The following is a 566-nucleotide window of genomic DNA, read 5'->3' as shown; positions in this document are numbered from 1 at the left end:
TAGTCGAGTAGATAGGGAAATTTCAGTCCGAACCTCTCACACAACCGTGCGTAAGACTCTCGCCTTACACGGCTGTTATTATCCAACCTAATGGTCTGATTCCAATACGCCAATGCTCAAAGAGATGAGGGTTTCTCTCAGAGATTTCCGACATCCATCTTATTGCTTTAACTTTTCGTCTTCTCAGCCTTTTGTATTTCCGCATCGCCCACCTTGCCAGTAGCCGGTTCATGTGTTGAAGAACCCCATAGAGTTCGGTCTTGTAAAAAGCACCATAGTAATTGATCCATCCTCTTAGAACAGGGTTGATCATAGAGGCTAGACCTTTAAGGTCACTTCCACCTTTCCTATGTAGCTGCCACGTCCGCATTTTATCGCGGATGGCGACCTTGGCCTTATTGCTTATCGCTGGAAGGAAACTTGTAAAGTATTCCCCCTGCTTATTCTTAGCTTTCCGCCTTCTAAAAGTGTATCCCAGAAAGTCGAATGCAATAAAAGTTGGTGTTATTATCGGATTTGCTTTCCCGCAGTAAACTATTCTAGTTTTCTCCGGATGCATTTCCAAT

The 566-nt window shown here is 44.0% G+C and carries 1 protein-coding gene; it reads right to left on the bottom strand.

The annotated features are described in order from the left end of the window. Window positions 1–64: 64 nt before the first annotated feature. Window positions 65–566, bottom strand: a 502-nt coding sequence (locus ACFOUY_RS08925) for a group II intron maturase-specific domain-containing protein (protein ID WP_378960160.1), incomplete at its 5' end; no start/stop codon positions are given.

It is taken from the genome of Pedobacter jamesrossensis (genome assembly GCF_042650905.1).
In the GTDB taxonomy this organism is placed as follows: Bacteria; Bacteroidota; Bacteroidia; order Sphingobacteriales; family Sphingobacteriaceae; genus Pedobacter; species Pedobacter jamesrossensis.
Note: the sequence above shows the minus strand (reverse complement) of the source record. Positions and strands in the feature narration are given on the sequence as shown.